We start from the raw sequence: 22056 nt of genomic DNA, 5'->3' as shown, positions 1-22056 counted from the left end.
ATTATATTTAAAATATGAGCAATACAGAAAAAATTATTTGGGAAATAGAAGAATTTCACAGGAATATTGAAAAATGGTTTCAGGGTAAAACAGAAAATCAGGAAAGTCTTTATAACGAATTATTATCCGGATTTTCCCCAGATTTCAAGATGATTAATGGAAATGGAGATACTGTTACTCTGTCTATGTTTGGAGACTGGCTTCCTACCATATTTGGAAAGTTTCCGGAACGAAATATTCAGGTTGAAAATATAGTAGTACATGATTCTGAGCATCATGGTCTTGCTACTTATATTGAAACACAGGTTACGGGAGATATCACTACTAAAAGAACATCATCAGCCGTTTTTCTGCTGAATGAAGAAAAGGCAATATGGCTTCATCTTGTTGAAAACTGGATATAAATCTTCACATTTTTTGAACAGTCAACAGCCCTGTACATCCTTAGATGATCAGGGCTGTTTAGCTTAATGGTAAATTTCTTTCACTTATTCAGACCATGGAGAATGTAAAATACAGTCGCAGAAGTTTTTTCTTTGGAAATTGGGGATCATAAAAGCACAGACATCGGCTTTTATATTTCCAAAAGTGGTTTCTGTTTTATGCTCAAAACCACCGAAAAAGGTAGGAATAATCTTCTTTTTAAAGTCATTTCTCGGAAAAGCTTTGATAATTTCCTCCCGATGTTCTGTACTCAGGTTTTCATATCCTTCTCCCATCACATCCAATCCAACTCCTGAATACATTAAGGCTACCTCATTTTCCTTATGTTCTGCAATGCCAATGGTGGTATGAAGCGCAATGGTATCCCAAACCAGCTGAAGTTTATCCTGAGCAATCCCATGACCTTTCAAAAAATCTCGTGCTGCATTGGCTCCATCTACCTCAAACCTCAGATCCGGGCTGCTGTAATGAGAAACAAGTCCCAGATCATGAAATACGGATGCAACGTATAACAACTCCGAATCATGAGCTTTGTTGTCACGCTTTGCATTTAATGATGAAAATAGGAAAACACGCAGAGAGTGATTGTAAATAAATTCTGTTCCGTGTTCCAATAGAAGTTCTGTGGCTTCAGTTACAATTTTACTGTCCGGAATGATGATTCCCGCGACTTCTTTCATACGATTTACTGACATAGCTTTATGTAATTTTATCCAAAGATATCCTGATTACAAATGCCTGGGAATATCAATAAATACCAATAACATGTCAAAATTTCAAGCTGTTTTACACCCCGATATGAATGAAATTACTACGATAGTTTGCCGGAGATATTTCCGTATTTTTTTTGAAAAAGTGACTGAACTGTTCTGAGGTCCCGAAATGAAGCTGATAAGCAATCTCTTTTACAGTATAAGAGCTGAACTGAAGAAGTCTTTTGGCTTCTGCGATAATCTGCCCGTTGATGATCTCTTTTGCGCTTTTATTACTGCACCGCTTACATAGCTCACTCAATCTCCGTGGAGTAATATTCAATATCTCTGAATAATCATTTACCGCATGCAGATTATGATACTGACTGCTCAGCAACTCCATAAATTTGCGGTAGATAATATAATCCTGACTGTTAAAAGTTTCTTCTTTTACAATTTTTATATTGGCTAATTTGATCATGATGATCTTTAAATAGGCAGCCAGTACATCCATCTGATTGGTGTAAGACTCAGTTTTGTATTCTGCCAGTAAGATTTTAAACAAACTTAAGAATTCGTCTCTTTCAGTCTGATCCGGTAGTAGCTGTTGATTCGCAGCGGCATTATTAAACAAAACAGCTTTACAATTACTGGCACTGGAAGGCACTCTTTCCCAAAAACAGTCTCCAAAGGAAAGACGATAGCCAAAAACATCAGAATGATTCTCAAATTTACAGATCTGGCCTTTAGACAGTAAAAAGATTTTCTGACCTGCAATATCAAAAGAGTGTCCATCTACGGTCAGCCCCCCTCTACCGCTCTCAACCATTAGAATATGATGATAATTGAGTCTTACGAAGCTTCCGGAATAAGGAACATCATCCTCCAGCCGCTTTACGGAAAAAGAATGATCAATAACAGATTCAGTTAAAATTCCTGAGACCGGTTTCATCGAGATAAATTTTAATAAAGATAAAGAGTTTTTAGAAACAGTATTTTTGAAATGCAAGATTAGCCAACAATAAGGAGCAGGAACATGTCAAAAACCGCCTAACAGATGTCAAAATTAACCCGACAAACCTATTAATTTTTATTTCTGAATACTTTCATCTGCCCAGCCATAACCGCCAGTAAAATCCCAAAACAGGCAAAAAGTCCGTATGAATACCTTAGATCAAAGCTTTCAGCAATGTATCCGATAAGAGGCGGCCCCATCAGGAATCCTAAAAATGAAATACTGGAAACAAATGATAAAGCAATACTTGGAGCAACTGTACTCACCTTTCCCACTGTACTATAAACGGACGGTACACTCAGCGAGCTGCCAAGACCGATAATCATAAAAGCAATGATACATATCCAGAGTTCCGGAAAGAAAACACTTAGAAAAAGTCCTCCGCTCATCAGAATACCACAACATTGTAAAACAATCTTTTTCCCGTATTTTTCTATAATTCTATTCCCTATAAAACGACCTAAAGTCATCATTAAAATAAAACTTGTATATCCCAGTATAACAAGATTTTCAGGAGCTTTAACTATAGTTTGAAAATAAACCCCGCTCCAGTCGAACATCGCTCCTTCAATCGCCATACTCAGAAATCCTATGATTCCCAAACCAAACAATGTAGGATTTACAGATTTAAAAATTGACCGGGTTTGCGGTTCTGCTTTATGGATAATATTAGTCAGATTTCTTTTACTGTAGAACCAAAGTATTCCTACCAGGATAAAAACAGTAACAAAATGATAGAAAGTTCCCACATGAAGGTTAATCATCAATAAACCCACAACAGCTCCTGTAAGACCAGCAAAACACCAGGCTCCATGATAGGAAGAAAGAAGGGATCTTTTGGTAATGGATTCTATTTCAATGGCCTGCGTATTAATCGCTATATTGCACATATTCCCGGAAACCCCAAAGAAGAACAGAACAACCGCCAGCGTCCAGTAAGAAGGTGATAAGCCAATCAGCAAAAGGAAAAAGGGATATAATAAAAATACTCTTTTAATAATCCAGCTGCTTCCATACACGCTGATCAGTTTCCCAGCCAAAACCATCGTTGAAAGCTGTCCTATAGGCATCAGAAGCAATAGCGTTCCCAGCTCTGCTTCATTGATCGAAAGTGCAGTTTTAATGATAGGAATCCGGCTCGCCCAGGAAGAAAAAACAAGTCCATGGGCAAAGAAAAGTAAAAAACAGGCTGTTGGCATTTTGGCATTAAAAGATTCTCTCTCGTTCATTATAACAGGGTGATAAAAATTCCTTTTGCAAATGTAAACACGCTCTGCTATTAAAATCTAGTCCGTTTTTGTCATTTTTATGTTCCATTTTAACCAATAACAAAAAAACACCCGGCAGTTGAACCGGGTGATATTTCTAATTGAATGATTGTCTGTAACTCAGAGGGGTTTTATCAGTTTTCTTTTTGAACAGCTTATTGAATGACTGCGGATGTTCAAATCCTAAAGCATAGGCAACTTCAGACACAGAGAAACCTGTAGTGGTAAGGTATTCTTTTGCTTTTTCAATCAGTTTTTCATGAATATGCTGCTGGGCATTCAATCCGGTAAGGTTACGAAGCATATCACTCAAATAATGAGGTGACAAACTGAGTGTGGAAGCAAGAAATTCTACTGTAGGAAGGCCTTTATTCAATGTTTCCTGCTGATTGAAATAGTTTTCCAGCACAACATCCATTTTGGTCAACAGATCACTGTTTACAGCCTTTCTTGTAATAAACTGTCTTTTATAAAAACGGTTGCTGTAATTGAGAAGAACCTCCATATAAGAAATGATAACATCCTGGCTTACTTCATCAATCGTGGTATTCAGTTCATTTTCAATATTATTCAGCAATCCTGTTATCGTTGATTTTTCCTGATCAGACAAGTGCAGCGCCTCATTCGTATCATAAGAAAAGAAACCGAAGTTTTTGATATTCTTTGCTAAAGGATAGCTTCTGATAAAATCCGGGTGTACCAGTAACGTATAACCGCAATATTCTGCATTCTCATCAGTGGAAAGCACCTGTCCGGGTGCGGTGAACATCATTCCTCCTTCGTTGAAATCATAATATCCCTGCCCATAGCCCATTTTTCCTGTGGTAGAATATTTATACGAAATTTTATAAAAATTCAGGATAAAGCTCCTTTTCAGCATATCCTTTTTAATGCTCATTTTCGTATTATCCACAAGACTTACCAACGGATGAAGCGGTTTAGGGAGCTGCAACATGTCGTGCAGTTCTGATATAGATGAAATTTTAAGCGGAATATTATCTTTCTTTTCCATGATATAAAATTATAAATTATTTGATTGTAAAGACAGTATAAATATGATTTACTTTATACTGTCTTCCAAAAAAACTGATTAAATAAACTGTTTGCCAAACTGCTCTCTGAATGCTTCATCACCTAATTCAAGGCGCTGTGCGTAGATCGCTTTAGCATCCTCTCCTGCTACATATCTCAGTTGTTTTCTGCCATCTGTAGCAGCCTCATACACCACTGCTGCAATCTGTTCCGGAGTAGAAGCTGCTTCCATCATTCCTTCCATTTTAGAAAACAGAGAGTTTGTGATGTCTTCATACGCAGGGCTGGATGCTGAATCCAGAGAACGGCTTACAAAATCTGTTTTGATTCCTCCGGGAGAAATAGTCTTAACATCTATTCCAAAAGTATTAAGCTCGAAAGCTAAACTTTCACTCCAGCCTTCCAGCGCCCATTTGGTAGCGTGATAAGTAGAGCCCAGTGGAAATGCAACCAGTCCTCCTATAGACGTTGTAGAAATGAACATTCCTTTTTTCTGTTCCCTGAAGTAAGGAATAAATGCCTGTGTAACGCGTATAACCCCTAATAAATTCGTGTCAAGCTGTTTCACGATCTGATCATCTGAAAGCGCTTCCAAAGGGCCTATAAGCCCATATCCTGCATTATTGTAAACCACATCAATATCTCCCAGTTCAATAGCCTGTTTAGCCGTTGACTTTATCTGCTCCGGATTGGTAACATCCAATGGAAGCACAGTTACATTCTCCAGGGCTGCAAGATCGGCAGCTGCTTCAGGGTTTCTCATCGTAGCGATTACTCTCCATCCATTATTTTGAAATAATTGGGCAGTTGCTTTTCCTAATCCTGTAGAAGCACCTGTTATAAAAATTGTTTTCATTTTTCTTTGTTTAAAATTATAGGACAAAGTTCAGCATTAGAATAAACCCGGAAGTTGCCAAAATGCGGTAAGCTGTAGCCAAAATGGATTCTTAAATACATTTGTTTTTTGTAAGTTTGCCTTCATCAATTCTTATGGCAGAATATATTCTTGACAACATCAATATCAGTACACTTTCCGTATATGACCTGCTGAAACATACCTCAGACAGTACATTCATTGGAATCAGGGATTTCCGGGAAATATATCCTGCAGCTATTGAAAACAATACAGGAATATTTACAAAGCAATCTTCATTACAGGATTTTCCAATGGTCAGCATCAGCAAGGTCGGCAGTTCATTATTATGCTCCTGCACATGTGATAATCAGAAAGGCCAGCTTTGTTCCCATCAGGCAGAAATTATCCATTGTATCATTGAGGATAAAAATTACCGCCTGTTTTTTGATGATATGCTCCGTAAAAAAGCTTTTCTCCCTAAAGCCAAAACATATGGCCTTGAAAATGAACCTGATCTGGATCAATATTTTCAACTGGAATATAAAGAGGGCAAAATTGAAATCCTTCCTAAGATCAAGGAAATGCTTCCTGTAGATGATGTTATGTTTCAAAGAGATCTTCTACCGCAGCTTCCCTCAAGACTGGATGAATTGGCAGTACTGGAAACAGGCAAGAAACAGATATTGGTCATTGGTAAGCACCATTATTACAACCATATGACCTTCTCTCTGATGGAAGCTGAAATAACGCAGACAGGAAAGCTCAAAAATCCGGTGACTCCTGTAGATGCCATGCAGCTGATATGGAAATCGGAGAAACCCGCAGAGATTAAATTTTACACCGCTATAACCTCTTTCCAGAATAATTATAATGAAGATTACAATACTTCAGAACTGGAAGCTTTAAAGCTCATTGTACAGAATCCTCTGAAACTGGATGTCTATCATCACGACCGGGAAATCTCAGAAACGGTATCCGCAAAGTCACTTTCCCATGTTGAATTAAATACTTTAGATGCCGAGGTTCAATTATCTGTATTTAAGAAAGATCCGTTTTACGAAATAACCGGAGAATTACAATTGAATGATATCTCTGTTCCTTTCAAAAATATTGTACTCAGAAATGAATATTTTGTTTATAACCGAAACATTTTCAGCTTTGTAGACCATCCTGACATGCTAAGAATCATCCGGTTCTTTAAGGCTAATAATGAGATTTTACTGATCCATTCTTCAAAATATGAGGCATTTATGAAGAATATTCTCTCTACCATAGAAGAACGTATTCACATAAATTACAGCTACATACAAACTGCAACGAAAGTACAGCTTGAAGATAAAAAATATCAAACTGAAAGAGTAGTTTATCTCCGTCAGCAGGAAAATTATATAGGAATCACACCGGTAATGAAATACGGAGACGTAGAAATTCCTGTCTATTCCAGAAAGCAGCTTTTTGATACAGATCAGAATGGAAATCCATTTAAAATAGAGAGAATTGAATCTGCGGAAGCCCGCTTTACTTCTTTGGTCATGCAGCAGCATCCTGATTTTGAAGAGCAGATGGACGGCTATCAGTATTTTTATCTTCACAGGGATAAATTCCTGGATAACAACTGGTTTCTTGAAGCATTTGAAACCTGGAGAAATGAAGGAATAACCATACTGGGCTTTAACGAATTAAAGAATAATAAATTAAATTCCCACCGGGCTAAAATCAATATTCAGATTACCAGCGGATTGGATTGGTTTAATGCTAAGCTAAAAGTAGGGTTTGGTCCTAAAGAAGCTTCTTTAAAACAACTTCACCGGGCGATCCGGAATAAAAGTAAATTCGTTCAGCTGGATGATGGAAGCATGGGAATTCTCCCTGAAGAATGGATGGAGAAAATAGCCGCTTACTTTCATGCTGGAGAAATTGACGAAGAGCTCTTAAAGATTCCAAAAATCAACTTCACGGAGGTCACTTCATTGTTTGAAAAGGAAATCCTGAGCCAGGAAGTTCAGGAGGAACTCACCACGTATTCCACTAAGTTCTCAAAAGTAAAAAAAATTCCCAAAGTCAATATTCCGGCTGGGCTGAATGCTGAACTTAGGGATTATCAGCATGATGGACTGAACTGGCTTAATTTTCTTGACGGATTCAACTTCGGAGGGTGTCTCGCAGACGATATGGGACTTGGAAAAACCATTCAGATCATAGCTTTTATCCTTTCACAGCGGGAAAAACGGGGGCATACTACCCATCTTATTGTAGTTCCCACTTCCCTTCTTTTCAACTGGCAGGAAGAGATCAGCAAGTTTGCACCTTCTATAAAAGTTCTGCTGCATTATGGTGCAGACAGACCAAAGACAACCGCTCATATGTCTGATTATGAAGTAGTCCTTACCACTTATGGAATGTTGCTTTCAGATATCCGTTTCCTGAAAAATTTTAATTTCAATTATGTTTTTCTGGACGAATCACAGACTATTAAAAATCCAAATTCGGAAAGGTATAAAGCAGCACGGCTGCTTCAATCGAGAAACAGGATTGTATTAACGGGTACTCCTGTTGAAAACAGCACTTTTGACCTTTACAGCCAGCTTTCTTTCGCTTGTCCGGGACTTTTGGGAAGCAAGCAGTATTTTAAAGATATTTATGCCATTCCTATTGATAAATTTGAATACAGTAAACGGGCGTTAGAACTTCAGCAAAAAATAAAGCCCTTTATCCTCAGAAGAACCAAGAAACAGGTCGCAAAAGAGCTGCCTGAGAAAACAGAAACGGTGATCTATTGTGAAATGAATGCAGAGCAACGTAAAATCTATGACGCTTATGAAAAAGAACTTCGTGAGTTTATTGCAGCCAATGATGACGATGATCTGAATAAAAACAGCATGCACGTCCTTACGGGCCTTACAAGACTCAGACAGATCTGTAACTCTCCTGTTTTGATAAAAGAAGGATATTCCGGTGAAAATGCCGTTAAAATAGAGATTTTGATGGAACAGATCCTTGGGAAATCAAAAGATCATAAAATACTGGTTTTCTCACAGTTTGTGGGGATGCTTGATCTGATAAAGACAAAGCTGGAACGCCACAATATTCAGTTTGAATATCTTACGGGGCAGACTAAAGACAGAGGAGAAAAGGTAGCTAATTTCCAGAAAAATGATGATATCCGGGTTTTCCTGATCAGCTTAAAGGCCGGCGGTGTCGGTCTCAACCTAACGCAGGCTGATTATATTTACCTGGTAGACCCATGGTGGAATCCTGCTGCTGAAAATCAGGCTATTGACAGAAGCTACCGCATAGGACAAACCAAAAATGTAATTGCTGTCCGGATGATCTGTTCTAATACTGTAGAAGAAAAAATTCTTACCCTTCAGAAAAAGAAAAAACAACTGGCTCAGAATCTGCTCACCACAGATGGGAAAAAGCTTCAGGGACTTTCAAAACAGGACCTTATGGACCTGCTGGAATCTGGTTCATAATACACTTAAAAATCTATTGAATACGACATTTTAAAAATAAAAAAACCGACAGGTAAAGAACCTGTCGATTAAAAACAAAAATTGATATGGATATGATTTAGATATGATGTGTCTATTTTTTGATAATCTTTTCTGTGACTGTTTTTTGATTCTTTGTCAGGATTTTAATAAGATATGTTCCAGAAGTAAAATTCTCCATGGGTACATTCATCGAATTGCCTTCCAGCATCTTCTGCCCTGACATATTGTAAATTTCATATTTCTCCAGTTTTTCTTTCATCTTGATATTCACAGAATTCGTTGTAGGGTTCGGGTATATCTGAACATTGGCTGATGCCTCCTTAGAAACCTCTATTGTGGAAAGGCTTTCCAGCTGAATTTTAAGCGTATAATCTTCTGCCTGCCCTATAAACCATCCTGAAGGACAAGGAAGATTCTCCAAAGTTCCCATCCATGAATTTGATTCATATGCTTTTACCAATCTGAAACGGGTTTCTCCAAGCTGCGCTCCTCCCGGAATTATAATACTACCGGATGTGATCCCTGATTCTGTAGTAGTAACCGGATTGGAATGGTCCAGATAGCCCAGGTTAAACTTCTCATCCGCATCAAACTGGTTATTATGGTTAAAATCAATATAAGCATACACTGATACGGTATTCTGTCCATGAGTACCTCCTGTTACTGTTATAGGATAGGCATTTCCACGGTTAACAGTGAAGACAGTCGCCGTAAAATTTTCAAGAACATCTGAGTTACCGTCGATAGCACTGTTTCTTACCGTTCCGGCAAATTCTACTTTGCTTATTTCGCTTACTGTAAGACTGGTTACATTTTCGGCACCACAGTAAGGAGCCGGGAAATTCACTGTGTTTCCTATAATATTGACGGTATAATCTTCAGTCTGCCCTGCTCTTAAGCCGGAATCACAGGCTGAACTGATAGAATTGGCAGCATTAGGATCAGAATAAGCCTGAACATTTGTATTCTTAAGAACCCGCATTCTTGTACTCCCGTTGGCCGCATTCGCAGGAATCACTATTGTATTGTTGATGGTAAATGCATTGGCTGGATTGGCTGCTTCAAGTCTTCCAATGTAGAAGCTTTCTCCGGCATCATCAAAATTACCATTCTGATTAAAGTCTATAAAAACAGCTACATCACTGGGAAATGTACTGGAAGGACCAGTTACAGATATATTATAATTACTTCCGGATTGCAAATCTGTGGACATTGATGTAAAATTCTCATAAATTTGTGCATTCCCAGACTGAACCGGTGATGAGTTATTAATGTTTCCGAAAGTAACATTACTGATCATATTACTGTCAGCTCCATACTGAAATGCAGGCATACAATATTGCAATTGTGCATTCACCAGAGAGCAAAGTACAATACCAGAAAGAGTAGTTATTTTTTTCATTTTTTGTTTGAATTTCTTGGGACAAATTTATATTTATTTAGAATTAATAAAAATAAGAATGTAATGATATTTGTCAGTTTAGCAAAAATAGACCATTGACTGCCTAATGATATTTATCTAAAAACTTAATTTACTAATGGATAATCAATCTGTTATAAATAAAAAAGACCTTTCTCAAATTTTATTTCAAGAAAGGTCTTTTCGTTATAAAGAATCGAATCTAAGGAATTTTATCTGCTTCAACTTACATTTTCGATAAGAACTGCAGACGCTCCACCTCCTCCATTGCAGATGGCAGCTATCCCCAATCTTCCTTTTTCCTGCCGCAGTACATTGACTAAAGTTGTTATAATTCTGGCTCCTGAAGCACCAATCGGGTGTCCCAAAGCAACCGCTCCACCGTAAATATTTACCTTATTGAGGTCATAACCCAAAATCTGCTGGTTGGATAAAATCACTGAGGAATAGGCTTCATTAATCTCGAAATAATCAATATCAGATAAACTGAGACCTGTTTGTTTCAACAATTTCTGAATGGCAATAGACGGAGAAGTAGTAAACCATTCCGGAGACTGAGCCGCATCTGCATATGCTGCGATCCTGGCCAAGGGTTTCAAATTATGCTGCTGTATAACTTCCGAAGATCCTACTAGAATTGCTGCAGCCCCATCATTCAGATTGCTGGAATTAGCAGCTGTCAGTGTACCCTCTGATTCAAATGCCGGTTTCAAAAGAGAAATTTTCTCTGGAATAAGTTTCTCAATATCTTCATCTTTATCTACGATGATAGACCCTTTCTTTCCTTCAATTGAGATCGGGATCAATTCATTGCTGAACTTACCGTTTTTCGCTGCTTCCTGAGCCCGATGATAGGAAAACAAAGCATATTCATCAAGCTGCTGCCGTGTTAATCCATATTTTTTTACGCCCAATTCAGCGGCACTTCCCATATGGAAATCATTATACACATCCCACAGACCATCTTTAATCACGCCATCAGTAAGGTTGGTATCTCCTAATTTTGTTCCCAGACGAAGCTTAACGTAATGAGGAACATTGCTCATACTTTCCATACCACCAGTCATGACAAGATGTTCCAGACCAAGCTGAATCTGCTGAGCACCGATCATAGCCGCTTTCATTCCGGAAGCACAGACTTTGTTTATTGTTGTTGCATCTTTATCTACCGGAATTCCTCCAAAAATAGCGGCCTGTCTTGCAGGAGACTGCCCCAGCCCGGCACTGAGTACATTTCCCATATACACACTGTCTATATGCTCCGGAGCCAATCCGATGTTTTCATAGGCATTTTTAATTACAACTGCTCCAAGTTGAGGAGCTGTAAATCCGGATAGGCTTCCCATAAAACCACCCACTGGAGTTCGTTTTGCAGCCAATATAAATACTTCTTTCATAGGATATTATTTTTAATACCAATCGGTATATTTCTGGTTAAAAAAATTCTTTTCTTTTCACAGGGAACAATACAAAGATAATTAAAATATACCAATCGGTATATTAAGGATTAAAAAAAATCTTACTGTAATAAGTAAGACTTTAATTTTTATGTTCTGCTCAGCTGATCCAGTTTTTTAAGCAGCGTGGGCATTCTGTAAGTGCCATGCATTTGTTCTACTTTCAATTGAACTTCATCTACATTCATTCCTTTGGCTGTCACAAAAAGTGGTGTTTTACTTTCTCCGCGAAATACACTTCTCCTTTGGGAATCCGGAGTTGTAAATTCGTTTTTGGCGATCCCAATAATAGGACACTTTTCTTCCAATGCTTCGTAGAGGTGGCCGCCCAACCCTATTTTTCCATCATTGTCAAGAGTAACATATCCGTCAACAATGATAATATCTTCTGATTTTAATGTAATTTTCGTGAGCAGACTTAAAATGCAGGGTAATTCTCTTTTGTAAAACGCCCCGCTTTCATATGCTGAACTCACAGCAGTCTGTTCTATAAAAACTTCCACTTCTTTTTCAGACGTCCAGTCCTCAAATGCAATACACACCGTATTGGCATAATCCTCATAATAATAGGTATCAAATGCGTAAATCATATTTTATTCCCTTAAAAAAACTCGCCAAAATGCCATAAAATCCCTGAAGGATCATGTACAAAACACTCTTTTCCCCATTCCATGGTTCTTACAGGAATAAGTTTTACATTCTCATAGGTATCTGTAAGCTTTAAGGATAAAAGCTCCTTCCAGAATTCATCTGTATTGACCACTTCCATAAAGATCATGGTATTATCAACCCAATCCTTTGTATAATAATCCTGAAGATAAAAGCCTATTTCCTCTCGTATAAACAGTGATAACTTGGGCTCCAGAACAACCTCTTCAAATCCGAGATCCTTATAAAAGTTTCTGCTGATCTCAAAATTCTTTGCTCCGATAAAAGGTCTGATGGATTTTAGTTTCGGTGTCATACTATTTTATTTTCCAGTGTTCATAGGTCATTTCAAATTTTACCTCTCCTTTTCCATGGGTTCCGGTTTCTTTCCAGCCAGATTTTCTGTAGAAATTCTCTGCCCGCGTTCCAGGTGAAGTACCAAGCCACAGATCGTCTTTCTTTTGTTTAAAATACCAGTCGAGCATGATGTCATGAAGCTTTCTGCCGATTCCCTGATTTTCAAAATCAGGATGTACAAATAAAGCCCAGATATTATTTTCTTTCAGATCTGCAATGGAAAAGCCTACAATCTGACCTTTTGCCTCACTTACCCAACCTTTTCCTCTTTGAAAAAGAAATTCCTCACAGTCTTTATCTGTAACCAAACCTGGATCTGATAATGTGTTTTCTTTCACAGAATTTCTTACGACCTGAATCTGTGGAATGTCTTCCGGTCTTGCTTCTCGGATTACTATGTTCATGGTGATTGTTTTTCTTAATTCTTGATTATTTTCTGTCAACCACAATTCTTTCTTCTCTGTTGGCAATATCCCATGCTGTAGTAAAAATAAGCTGGGTTCTTTTCTCTAATAATTGATAATCAATCTTTTCAGGATCATCTGTTGGCTTATGATAATCTTCATGAATCCCATCAAAAAAGAATGCGACAGGAATATTATGTTTGGCAAAATTATAGTGATCTGAACGGTAATATAATTGTTCCGGATCATTCAAATCATCATATTTGTAATTAAGTTCCAGGTTATTCGTTCTCTTATTTGCAGCTTCGTTAATTACTTTAAGCTGAGAGCTTAACATTTCAGAACCAATGACATATACATATTGTTTCCCTCTGTTGGCAGGATCATCACGTCCAATCATGTCAATATTAAGATCAACAACGGTATTGGCTAATGGGAAAACAGGATTTTCGGAATAATATTCTGAACCAAACAATCCGTGTTCTTCTCCTGTAACGTGCAGAAACAGGATCGATCTTTTAGGTCCTTTTCCTGCTTTTTTTGCCTGCTGGAATGCCTTGGCGATTTCCATTACTGCTACAGTGCCGCTTCCGTCATCGTCTGCTCCGTTGTACACGACTCCATTTTTTGTTCCTACATGATCATAATGTGCAGAAACTACAACAATCTCGTCCGGTTTTTCGCTTCCTTCAATAAAAGCCATGATATTTTCAGAATCAGGAAGGTTACCTCCACCTCTTTTTTTCATAAACTCAGATGGAACTTTCTGATAGTATGAGCCTAATGCTTTAGGTCCGGAAATACCAAGATTTTTATAATAATTAATCATATACTCTCCCGCCTTCTTCTGCCCTTTGCTTCCTGTATCTCGCCCTTCCATATCATCTGCTGCAATGACATACAGATTTTTCTTTAAATCCTCAGCATTAATTACCTTGTATGCATTGTTAAAGGCCTTGTTATGTTTTGTTGAAACAGGATGTGAAGAATTCCCATCAGATATTTTTGCCGTCCCACAACTGGTCACTATAGCCATGGCAAATAACGGAATAAGTATTTTTTTCATAAAGAATAAATTTCTTAAAAATAACAAATTTTATTGAATTCTAATAAAACAGATCAAAATCGCAATATCATATGCTTCCCATTATAAAATTAACGATACTCCAATTTAAAACTCAATACGGTATTAATTTTTTATTATATTTGATTAAAATACAAAATAGGTGGATAAAATTTACGGATTTACTCATTATTCCTTTTTTACAGAAATGTCCGAACTTGCAGCCAGACACGGAAGCTTTGATCTTTCTCTGGGACTTCCCGATTTTGATATTGATGAAAGACTTAAAATATTCTTAAAAGAAGCAGCCGAAAGAGACACTTACCATTATGAACCTCTTGCCGGCAATCCCCTTCTGATCGAAAGTATCATTCGTTTCAATGCAAAACGGACTCACAAAATTCCTGTTACAGCTAGAGAAATAACCATTGTTCCGTGTGCAACCTTTGCTTTATATACTTCCCTCAAATCAATTTTAAATCAATATGATGAAGTAATTATTATCCAACCTTCATATTATACTTATGGACCTGCTGTTGTCATGAATGGCGGAATCCCTGTCTATTATGATCTTGATGGTGATTTTACGATCAACTGGGATTTGTTTAAAAACTGTATTACTGAAAAAACCAAAGCTGTCATTGTAAATTCTCCTCAAAATCCAACCGGAAAAGTATGGAAAAAGGAAGATTGGAATCACTTGTATGAACTGATTAAGGATCGCGATATATATTTGATTTCTGAAGAAATATATGACACCTACTGCTATGATGAAGTTAAGCATTACAGTTCTTTTATTCATCCGGGGCTCAGGGAAAAGACATTCTGTATTTTTTCTTTTGGCAAAATGTTTCATACTTCCGGATGGAAAGTCAGTTACATGCTAGCTTCTGAAACTTTAACGGCAAAATTCCAGTGCCACCAACAGTATATTTCTTACAGTGCCAATGCTCCGGCGCAATATGCTATCGCAAAGTATCTGGATGTATTTGATCCGGCCATCAATAAAGAAATAATGCAGAATAAAAGAAATATTTTCAATCAGCTGATTCAGGAAACTCCCCTGCAAGTTGAACAGCAAGCGGAAGGAAGTGTTTTCCAGGTCGTTAATTTCCGGAATATTTCTACTACCATGACGGATGTAGAGTTTTCAAAATGGCTTACAATTGAGAAAAAAGTATCTTGTCTTCCGCTTTCGGCTTTTTACAACTCAAGACAGAATTCAGATTATGTCAGGTTTAGTTTTGCTAAAAAAGATGAACTGATTATCCAGGCTTTGGAACATTTAAAAAGGAATCTTTGATTTTTCTCAAAGATTTCTCAGATTTTCACAGATGATTGTGGATATCTATTCATATAATTTTAATTTTCATGCTATCCCAAAATATAATAAAAAAAGCACCGCCAAGGCAGTGCTTCCATTATATTTTAATGATTTTAAAGAGCCAGAACTCTTGCATCAATTCTTCTGTTTTTTGCTTTACACTCATCAGTGTCATTGGCTTCACATACCGGATGCTGTGAACCATATCCTTCAGCTTCTACTCTGTCTGCAGAAACACCCAGCTCGAGTAATTTAAGTTTTGCTGTTTGTGCCCTCAGATTTGATAATTTAAGATTACTATCTTCATTACCACTGTTATCTGTATATCCGCCTAATTTTATTTTCAGATCAGGATATGCATTTAAGATTTCCGCTAAAGTATTCAGCTGGAGTTCATAGCCTGCCTTCAGGTCACTGGAACCTGTTTCAAAATAAAGGTTTTCAATGGTGTACCATTTATTAGGGTCTAAAGCAGATTTATCTTTCTGTTTCACCACATTATAAAGCTGATAAAGCTGGCTTCCATCTCCTATGGCAATCGTTTTTCCTCCATCCAATTTTATTTTCTGAACATTTCCTGTTTCATACACAAAGTCGCCACTTTCATTAAGATGTCCCTGAACTCCACCAGAGGAAACCGGAACTGTTGTAAGATCTGCATGACCAGCCGTTGTAGCAGCAGATACTCCGGTAAGGCTTTCAATTTTTGCTTTTCTGTTGGCTTCAATTTTATCTTTATGCAAAACAGCTAAAGTAGGTGCAATAACCAAAGAAACAATTGACATTAACTTGATCAGAATATTCATGGATGGGCCGGAAGTATCTTTAAAAGGATCTCCAACCGTATCTCCTGTTACAGATGCTTTATGTGGCTCTGAACCTTTGTAATAGGTCTGTCCATTAATATCCACCCCTTTTTCAAATGATTTTTTAGCATTATCCCAGGCACCTCCTGCGTTATTCTGGAACATTCCCATCAAAACACCACATACCGTGGCACCAGCCAAAAATCCTCCCAATACTTCAGGACCGAAAATAAATCCCATTAAGAGTGGGGAAATGATTGCTATAGCACCAGGCAGCATCATTTTTCTGATGGAGGCATCTGTAGAGATAGCAACACATTTTTCATATTCAGGTTGTGCCTTTCCTTCTAAAATTCCCGGAATTTCACGAAACTGTCTTCTTACTTCTTCCACCATCGCCATGGCAGCCTGCCCAACTGCAGTGATTGCCAATGATGAAAAGATAAACGGAATCATTCCACCAATAAATAAACCAGCCAAAACATCTGCTCTGTAAATATCAATTCCGTCAATTCCTGCAATTCCAACAAAAGCTGCAAATAATGCTAATGCTGTCAAAGCTGCTGAAGCAATAGCAAATCCTTTTCCGGTAGCTGCAGTTGTATTTCCTACCGCATCCAGGATATCTGTTTTTTCACGCACCTCTTTGGGAAGTTCACTCATTTCGGCAATACCACCGGCATTATCAGCAATAGGTCCAAAGGCATCAATTGCCAGCTGCATAGCTGTAGTAGCCATCATTCCTGCTGCTGCAATGGCAACACCATAAAGCCCGGCACACAGATAAGATCCATAGATTCCGCCTGCCAACACGATAATCGGAAGTAAAGTAGATTCCATACCCACGGATAAACCTCCGATAATGTTAGTTGCGTGTCCTGTAGAAGACTGTCTCACAATACTGGAAACCGGTCTTTTACCCATTGCGGTATAGTATTCTGTTATGATGCTCATTAAAGTTCCTACAACCAATCCTACCATGATGGCACCAAATACCCCCATTTTAGTAAACTCATGGCCTCTTAGAACCATTTTTTCAGGTAGGATATAAGTTACCAGAAAGTAAGATGATATAGCTGTAATAACAATACTTCCCCAGTTTCCAAGGTTTAAAGCATTCTGTACACTGGAAGTGGATGAGCCTTCATTATCATTAATTTTCACAAATAAAGTTCCGATCATAGAAAATATAATTCCGGTTCCTGCAATCAGCATCGGTAAAAGGATTGGAGCAAAACCACCGAAGGCATCATCGGAAATAGTTTCTCTACCTAACACCATGGTTGCCAGAACTGTTGCAACATAAGACCCGAAAAGGTCGGCTCCCATTCCTGCTACATCACCTACGTTATCTCCTACGTTATCTGCAATCGTTGCAGGGTTTCGGGGATCATCTTCAGGGATTCCCGCTTCTACTTTCCCTACAAGGTCAGCACCTACGTCTGCCGCTTTTGTATAAATACCGCCTCCTACTCTTGCAAAAAGTGCTATGGATTCTGCACCTAGAGAAAACCCTGTGAGAATTTCAATGGTCTTTTCCATTTCATGAGAATCTACTGTGGCATCGGGTGCAAAAATCTGTTTGATGATCAGGAATAATGCTCCTAAGCCTAAAACAGCAAGTCCGGCAACTCCCATTCCCATAACAGAACCTCCTGTAAAAGATACTTTAAGCGCTTTCGACAGTGAAGTTCTTGCCGCTTCTGCTGTCCTGACATTGGCTTTGGTAGCAATTTTCATCCCGATAAAACCTGCTAATGCGGAAAATACAGCTCCTACTGCAAAGGCAATACCGATACTCCAATGCGAGTTGGCATTACTTGATCCCATTACGGCGAGTAAAATAGCGACTACCACCACGAAGTACATTAAGATTTTATATTCAGCCTTTAGAAAAGCCATTGCACCGTCTGCAATATGGCCGCTGATTATTTTCATTTTTTCATTTCCTGCATTCTGTTTATTTACCCAGTTGCTCTGAAGAAATGTATAAAGTAAAGCGATGACACCAAAAATTGGCACTAACACAAATAGATCCATAGTTTAATATTTTTTTGGTAATAGAAAATTAAATATAATAAATAATTACCATCAAAGCACTAAAAACTTTAACAGTATGATGCTTACCATCAAAAAGGATAAAAATATGACACCGAACCTATCGTGGTAGAAATTGATGAAGAAACAGTACTGAATAAGGCTTTCAGACACATTTCATGCATAAAAAAAACCTTTAAATTATTCAAAGGTTTTTCAGAGTTTGAGATTGCTTCACAGTCTGTTCGCAATGACTTTTACTCAACAAAAAAGAGTAAACAGAAACCTGTCTACCCTTTTTTATTTTATGAATAAAGAGAATCTTATCCTCCGAATTTATCTGCATAGTCTGTTTGAGAAGCTTTAATCACTTTTCTAGCATGCTCAGCTCCATAAACCTCCTGAATTCTACATTTAGCAGGCTCATCCGGCAGGTTTTTATACGTTAGGAAGTAGTGCATTAATCTTTTTACCTCTGCTTCTGGTAATTCAGAAATATCTCTGAAGTGTCCGAAAGCATGGTCATTGATCATTACTGCAACAATTTTATCATCAGCTTCTCCTCCGTCGATCATTTTAAAACCTCCGATTGGAATAGCTTCCATCAATAAACCTCCAGCATGGATGTTGTGAGAACTTAAAACACAAATATCAAGAGGGTCATGATCTCCCATTGTAACATCCGTAGCTCCTGCTTCTACAGCAAGTCTCATTACTTCCTTATCACAGTATGTTCTTGGAACAAAACCATATAAAGCAGGAATGATGTTAGAAAATTTCTGTGGTCTGTCTACTTTTAAGTATCCTGTTTCTTTATCTACTTCATATTTAATAGTATCTGAAGGAACAATTTCCACAAATACGTTTACAACATTTGGCGCATCTTCTCCTGCAGAAATTCCGTGCCATGGATGTGCTTTAAAATTTGGAATCATTATTTATCTGTTATTTTTTAAGTTATTATTAAGATTTCTTTTCTTAAGTCTTCTATTGTTTCCACAATATAATCATTGCCTTCCATGTAGTTCATGATGAAAATCGTTTTGAATTCATCCAGTTGAACCTCCCCTTTCAATCCGTCATAGGTTTTGTGAAGCAATTCTATGATCGCATTTTTAGAGTCTACAATATTCTTCCATGAATTTTTTGTGATGTATAACTGCTGTGAGGAGTTATATTCAAATTCTTCATTGATTGTTTTTTCGGTAAGGAAAATAAATTCATGAACCGCTAATTCTCTATCAAATCTATGGATAAGGTTTGACGGCTTCATTCTGTCCAGAAACAAGGTCATTCTTTCGTAAGAATGTGCTTTGTTCTCTGAATTAGATTTCACGGTGAGTAGTTTGATTTCCTGGTTTTTAAGAGTAATGTACGAATGTACAAATTGTCTGAGCAAAACCAAAAAAGGAATTGCAATAATCAATGCAAATGCATACGGTAGATATCCTGAAAGACTCGTCATAATTTTAGACTGCAAAATTACTAATTATTTTCCGTCTTCTAAAGAGTTTTTAAAGATATCCACTTTAGAATTTTGTATATAAACTAATGCTAATATAATTATAAGGTAAAAGCCCGACATCATCCTGTTTACCAAGGACGGAAAAACCAGGAATCTCATGATGACAGTTCCATAAATAATTACAAAAAATAAGACCTGAGCCTGTCTTTTTTTATTATAAAGTGAAAAATTATTAGCCAGAATAATGATTATAAAAATCAAAAGAACCGGAAAATACGAAGCGTTGAACTCCAGCATTATTTTACTTTTAATAAAATGAATATAATCTGAAAAAGAAAACGGATCGGGTTGTGAGACAGGGTAAATCTGAACTTTAGTAAACTGATTCATAAAGAGTGCAGACCATGAAACCTGATTAAAAGCCTGTATTAAAAAGAAGGAAAGAAACAGATATCCATATGATATCAATAATGGAACTGTTTTCACCTGCAGCCTGTTTCTATAAAGATAAATAATGCCATACAGAAAAGAATAAAAAATAAAATATTCCGGTCTTGTAAGAATACACAGCATAGCAAAGATTCCCGCAAGAAAAAAATTTTTTCTTACTAAAAATACATAGAAGCTCAAGAGAAGCAACAGACATGATAAAGAATCTGCAGAGACATGCCTGCCTGATTCCTGAAGAGGTTTGAACAAGGAAATTAAAATCGTGATGATAAAAGCAAGACTATAATTTTTCAGAATTTTTATCAAAAAAACGAAAATCAAAATAAGAATCAGGGCGTAAGAAATAGCTGAAATTAAAGAGTTGGAAGCAGATGCACTAAAACCTAATTTAAAGAATGCCCAATTGATAAAATTATAAAAAGGTTTCACTACAAAAAGCTTCAATTCTTCTTCATAGGCTTTAGGATTTTGTGACAATATTTTGTAATAGCTACTTTCACCTTTCGCTACTTCTTTCACCATTGGATCTACAGGTCCTAATCCCGCAAAATCAGGATTCTTTTCCCGTAATTCATCATATACTTTCTGATGAATCTCTTCAATTTTCATTTCGGGATATTCCGTTTTATAAATCAATCCCATATAAGCTTCCATATCAGTATTGTAATAATGGTTGGCATACAGGTAGTATGACATGATGCATACATAGATTGAAAATATAAAAACAAGAATATTCTCCCTTTTTTTCATACGTTGATATTATAAGTATACAAATGTAAAAAAACTATCAACTTCTATTCTTATAAAAAGCTTTTATAATAAAGGATTACAATTCAAACAATGCCGGCCTTTGAGTCACTTCATGATAACAAACGCTATTTTCATCAAAGAAATGATATACAAGGCTTTTTCTAGTTCTGTTTTTATCCGTATGAGGCTCACCGCCATGGAGAATATTGGCATGCCAGATCAATAGATCCCCTTTTTTTGCCTTAAAGACTTCTTTTTTCAATCCCAGCTCTTTTACTTTATCTTCAAGAAATGTTTCATAAGCTCTGTAACTTTTCTTACCGATTTTCAGGGCTGTACCCTCATTATCATAATCAGAATTCAGGAAATAAGGTAATTTATGGCTCTTAGGAATGTAATGAAGAGCACCATTCGTTTCATCCACATCTTCCAATGCAATCCAGACTCCAAGTAATCCTCCCAAAGGGTAAGTCGTCATGTGAATACTATCTGAATGTGTTTTTTGCTGGCTTCCGTTGATGAAATTGATACTTTGGAAAAGTTTAGATTTTCCGTCCAGTAAAACAGATAAAAAGTCTAATAATTCCTTATCACTTCCAATGTTTTTAATAATTTCTGAATGATGAATGGCAAACATCAGTTTTCCCCCGTAAATAAACTTCAGTGTACCATCTTCCATCAGCTTATCAATTTCAGTATTGATTTGATCAGCCGTTTCCGGAGTCAGGAAATTTCTCAAAATCAGGTAGCCATTATCATCATACTGAAGAACACTTTCTTTATTTTCTTCCGATAACTTCTTAAAAAAGGGAGTTTCTGTAAGTTTTGCATAATTTACCTTTCTATCGCTTGCAGGAAGATGAGCAAAATCTTTACTCGAAATACTTGAAAAATAATTCTTATTGATTCCGTATTTTTTATACAATGGAATATTATGCTTTAATTTATTCTTTTTAAACAAGTTATAAAGCATATATGATAATTTGTACTGACGAATCTGTTGTAACATAAGTGTTTTACTAAGGATTTTATAAAGTTACGGAATATTACTTAATTAGAACCAATCTAAAC

The 22056-nt window shown here is 37.0% G+C and carries 19 protein-coding genes; 3 read left to right on the top strand and 16 right to left on the bottom strand.

All coding sequences use genetic code 11. The features are described from left to right. Positions 1–14: 14 nt before the first annotated feature. Positions 15–404, top strand: coding sequence for a hypothetical protein (locus KYG33_RS02285; protein ID WP_180563531.1), 390 nt, complete (start codon positions 15–17; stop codon positions 402–404). An 84-nt stretch (positions 405–488) separates the two neighbouring features. On the opposite strand, the gene KYG33_RS02280 is transcribed toward KYG33_RS02285, so the two are convergent. From KYG33_RS02280 to KYG33_RS02260, 5 genes are all read right to left on the bottom strand, one after another. Next, positions 489–1139 carry an HD domain-containing protein gene (locus KYG33_RS02280; protein ID WP_257468893.1) on the bottom strand — a complete coding sequence of 217 codons (651 nt, stop codon included), beginning with the start codon at positions 1137–1139 and terminating at the stop codon, positions 489–491. A 91-nt stretch (positions 1140–1230) separates the two neighbouring features. Further along, on the bottom strand, positions 1231–2088 hold the full coding sequence (locus tag KYG33_RS02275; protein WP_219072592.1) for an AraC family transcriptional regulator: 858 nt from the start codon (positions 2086–2088) through the stop codon (positions 1231–1233). 131 nt (positions 2089–2219) lie between these two features. Beyond that, positions 2220–3380 carry an MFS transporter gene (locus KYG33_RS02270; protein WP_077414350.1) on the bottom strand — a complete coding sequence of 387 codons (1161 nt, stop codon included), beginning with the start codon at positions 3378–3380 and terminating at the stop codon, positions 2220–2222. A gap of 136 nt (positions 3381–3516) precedes the next feature. Further along, positions 3517–4431, bottom strand: coding sequence for a helix-turn-helix domain-containing protein (locus KYG33_RS02265; RefSeq protein WP_180563527.1), 915 nt, complete (start codon positions 4429–4431; stop codon positions 3517–3519). Positions 4432–4509: 78 nt separating this feature from the next. After that, positions 4510–5307, bottom strand: a complete 798-nt coding sequence (locus tag KYG33_RS02260) for an SDR family oxidoreductase (RefSeq protein WP_219072591.1) — start codon at positions 5305–5307, stop codon at positions 4510–4512. Between the two features lie 134 nt (positions 5308–5441). Here KYG33_RS02260 and KYG33_RS02255 point away from each other — a divergent pair, with 134 nt between their 5' ends. Then, on the top strand, positions 5442–8783 hold the full coding sequence (locus tag KYG33_RS02255; RefSeq protein ID WP_219072590.1) for a DEAD/DEAH box helicase: 3342 nt from the start codon (positions 5442–5444) through the stop codon (positions 8781–8783). 112 nt (positions 8784–8895) lie between these two features. Here the strand turns inward: KYG33_RS02255 and KYG33_RS02250 are convergent, their stop codons facing one another. The 6 genes from KYG33_RS02250 to KYG33_RS02225 form a co-directional block, all read right to left on the bottom strand. Further along, positions 8896–10206 carry a T9SS type A sorting domain-containing protein gene (locus KYG33_RS02250; protein ID WP_077414357.1) on the bottom strand — a complete coding sequence of 437 codons (1311 nt, stop codon included), beginning with the start codon at positions 10204–10206 and terminating at the stop codon, positions 8896–8898. Between the two features lie 239 nt (positions 10207–10445). After that, entirely contained in the window at positions 10446–11621 is a 1176-nt protein-coding gene (locus KYG33_RS02245) for an acetyl-CoA C-acyltransferase (protein ID WP_219072589.1), read from the bottom strand. A gap of 149 nt (positions 11622–11770) precedes the next feature. Beyond that, positions 11771–12271 carry an endonuclease V gene (locus KYG33_RS02240; RefSeq protein WP_077414361.1) on the bottom strand — a complete coding sequence of 167 codons (501 nt, stop codon included), beginning with the start codon at positions 12269–12271 and terminating at the stop codon, positions 11771–11773. An 11-nt stretch (positions 12272–12282) separates the two neighbouring features. Beyond that, positions 12283–12645: a glyoxalase gene (locus KYG33_RS02235; RefSeq protein ID WP_219072588.1), complete on the bottom strand. Its 363-nt coding sequence runs from the start codon at positions 12643–12645 to the stop codon at positions 12283–12285. A gap of 1 nt (position 12646) precedes the next feature. Then, positions 12647–13090 carry a GNAT family N-acetyltransferase gene (locus tag KYG33_RS02230; protein ID WP_257468892.1) on the bottom strand — a complete coding sequence of 148 codons (444 nt, stop codon included), beginning with the start codon at positions 13088–13090 and terminating at the stop codon, positions 12647–12649. 25 nt (positions 13091–13115) lie between these two features. Next, the gene (locus KYG33_RS02225) at positions 13116–14156 is read right to left on the bottom strand and encodes a M28 family metallopeptidase (RefSeq protein ID WP_077414365.1); all 1041 of its coding nucleotides are present in this window, start codon (positions 14154–14156) and stop codon (positions 13116–13118) included. A gap of 160 nt (positions 14157–14316) precedes the next feature. On the opposite strand from KYG33_RS02225, the gene KYG33_RS02220 reads away from it, so the two are divergent. Then, the gene (locus KYG33_RS02220) at positions 14317–15456 is read left to right on the top strand and encodes an aminotransferase class I/II-fold pyridoxal phosphate-dependent enzyme (RefSeq protein ID WP_219072587.1); all 1140 of its coding nucleotides are present in this window, start codon (positions 14317–14319) and stop codon (positions 15454–15456) included. A 134-nt stretch (positions 15457–15590) separates the two neighbouring features. On the opposite strand, the gene KYG33_RS02215 is transcribed toward KYG33_RS02220, so the two are convergent. From KYG33_RS02215 to KYG33_RS02195, 5 genes are all read right to left on the bottom strand, one after another. Beyond that, positions 15591–18323, bottom strand: a complete 2733-nt coding sequence (locus tag KYG33_RS02215) for a sodium-translocating pyrophosphatase (protein WP_219072586.1) — start codon at positions 18321–18323, stop codon at positions 15591–15593. Positions 18324–18643: 320 nt separating this feature from the next. Continuing rightward, positions 18644–19255, bottom strand: a complete 612-nt coding sequence (locus KYG33_RS02210; RefSeq protein ID WP_077414371.1) for an inorganic pyrophosphatase — start codon at positions 19253–19255, stop codon at positions 18644–18646. Positions 19256–19272: 17 nt separating this feature from the next. Beyond that, a complete protein-coding gene (locus KYG33_RS02205) occupies positions 19273–19785 on the bottom strand; it encodes a hypothetical protein (RefSeq protein ID WP_077414373.1) in 513 nt (170 codons plus the stop codon). A gap of 24 nt (positions 19786–19809) precedes the next feature. Continuing rightward, a complete protein-coding gene (locus KYG33_RS02200; RefSeq protein WP_219072585.1) occupies positions 19810–20985 on the bottom strand; it encodes a hypothetical protein in 1176 nt (391 codons plus the stop codon). Positions 20986–21061: 76 nt separating this feature from the next. Then, positions 21062–21994, bottom strand: a complete 933-nt coding sequence (locus tag KYG33_RS02195; protein ID WP_077414377.1) for a phytanoyl-CoA dioxygenase family protein — start codon at positions 21992–21994, stop codon at positions 21062–21064. Between the last annotated feature and the right edge of the window lie 62 nt (positions 21995–22056).

Origin of the sequence: Chryseobacterium sp. D764, from assembly GCF_019317325.1 — a bacterium.
Taxonomy (GTDB): Bacteria; Bacteroidota; Bacteroidia; order Flavobacteriales; family Weeksellaceae; genus Chryseobacterium.
The sequence above is the reverse complement of the archived record's forward strand: the minus strand, read 5'-3'. Positions and strand labels throughout refer to the sequence as shown.

Coding starts and splice junctions, on each gene's coding strand:
- KYG33_RS02285 (WP_180563531.1), top strand. CDS start 15: ATGAGCAATACAGAAAAAATTATTTGGGAAATAGAAGAATTTCACAGG.
- KYG33_RS02280 (WP_257468893.1), bottom strand. CDS start 1,139: ATGTCAGTAAATCGTATGAAAGAAGTCGCGGGAATCATCATTCCGGAC.
- KYG33_RS02275 (WP_219072592.1), bottom strand. CDS start 2,088: ATGAAACCGGTCTCAGGAATTTTAACTGAATCTGTTATTGATCATTCT.
- KYG33_RS02270 (WP_077414350.1), bottom strand. CDS start 3,380: ATGAACGAGAGAGAATCTTTTAATGCCAAAATGCCAACAGCCTGTTTT.
- KYG33_RS02265 (WP_180563527.1), bottom strand. CDS start 4,431: ATGGAAAAGAAAGATAATATTCCGCTTAAAATTTCATCTATATCAGAA.
- KYG33_RS02260 (WP_219072591.1), bottom strand. CDS start 5,307: ATGAAAACAATTTTTATAACAGGTGCTTCTACAGGATTAGGAAAAGCA.
- KYG33_RS02255 (WP_219072590.1), top strand. CDS start 5,442: ATGGCAGAATATATTCTTGACAACATCAATATCAGTACACTTTCCGTA.
- KYG33_RS02250 (WP_077414357.1), bottom strand. CDS start 10,206: ATGAAAAAAATAACTACTCTTTCTGGTATTGTACTTTGCTCTCTGGTG.
- KYG33_RS02245 (WP_219072589.1), bottom strand. CDS start 11,621: ATGAAAGAAGTATTTATATTGGCTGCAAAACGAACTCCAGTGGGTGGT.
- KYG33_RS02240 (WP_077414361.1), bottom strand. CDS start 12,271: ATGATTTACGCATTTGATACCTATTATTATGAGGATTATGCCAATACG.
- KYG33_RS02235 (WP_219072588.1), bottom strand. CDS start 12,645: ATGACACCGAAACTAAAATCCATCAGACCTTTTATCGGAGCAAAGAAT.
- KYG33_RS02230 (WP_257468892.1), bottom strand. CDS start 13,090: ATGAACATAGTAATCCGAGAAGCAAGACCGGAAGACATTCCACAGATT.
- KYG33_RS02225 (WP_077414365.1), bottom strand. CDS start 14,156: ATGAAAAAAATACTTATTCCGTTATTTGCCATGGCTATAGTGACCAGT.
- KYG33_RS02215 (WP_219072586.1), bottom strand. CDS start 18,323: ATGGATCTATTTGTGTTAGTGCCAATTTTTGGTGTCATCGCTTTACTT.
- KYG33_RS02210 (WP_077414371.1), bottom strand. CDS start 19,255: ATGATTCCAAATTTTAAAGCACATCCATGGCACGGAATTTCTGCAGGA.
- KYG33_RS02205 (WP_077414373.1), bottom strand. CDS start 19,785: ATGACGAGTCTTTCAGGATATCTACCGTATGCATTTGCATTGATTATT.
- KYG33_RS02200 (WP_219072585.1), bottom strand. CDS start 20,985: ATGAAAAAAAGGGAGAATATTCTTGTTTTTATATTTTCAATCTATGTA.
- KYG33_RS02195 (WP_077414377.1), bottom strand. CDS start 21,994: ATGTTACAACAGATTCGTCAGTACAAATTATCATATATGCTTTATAAC.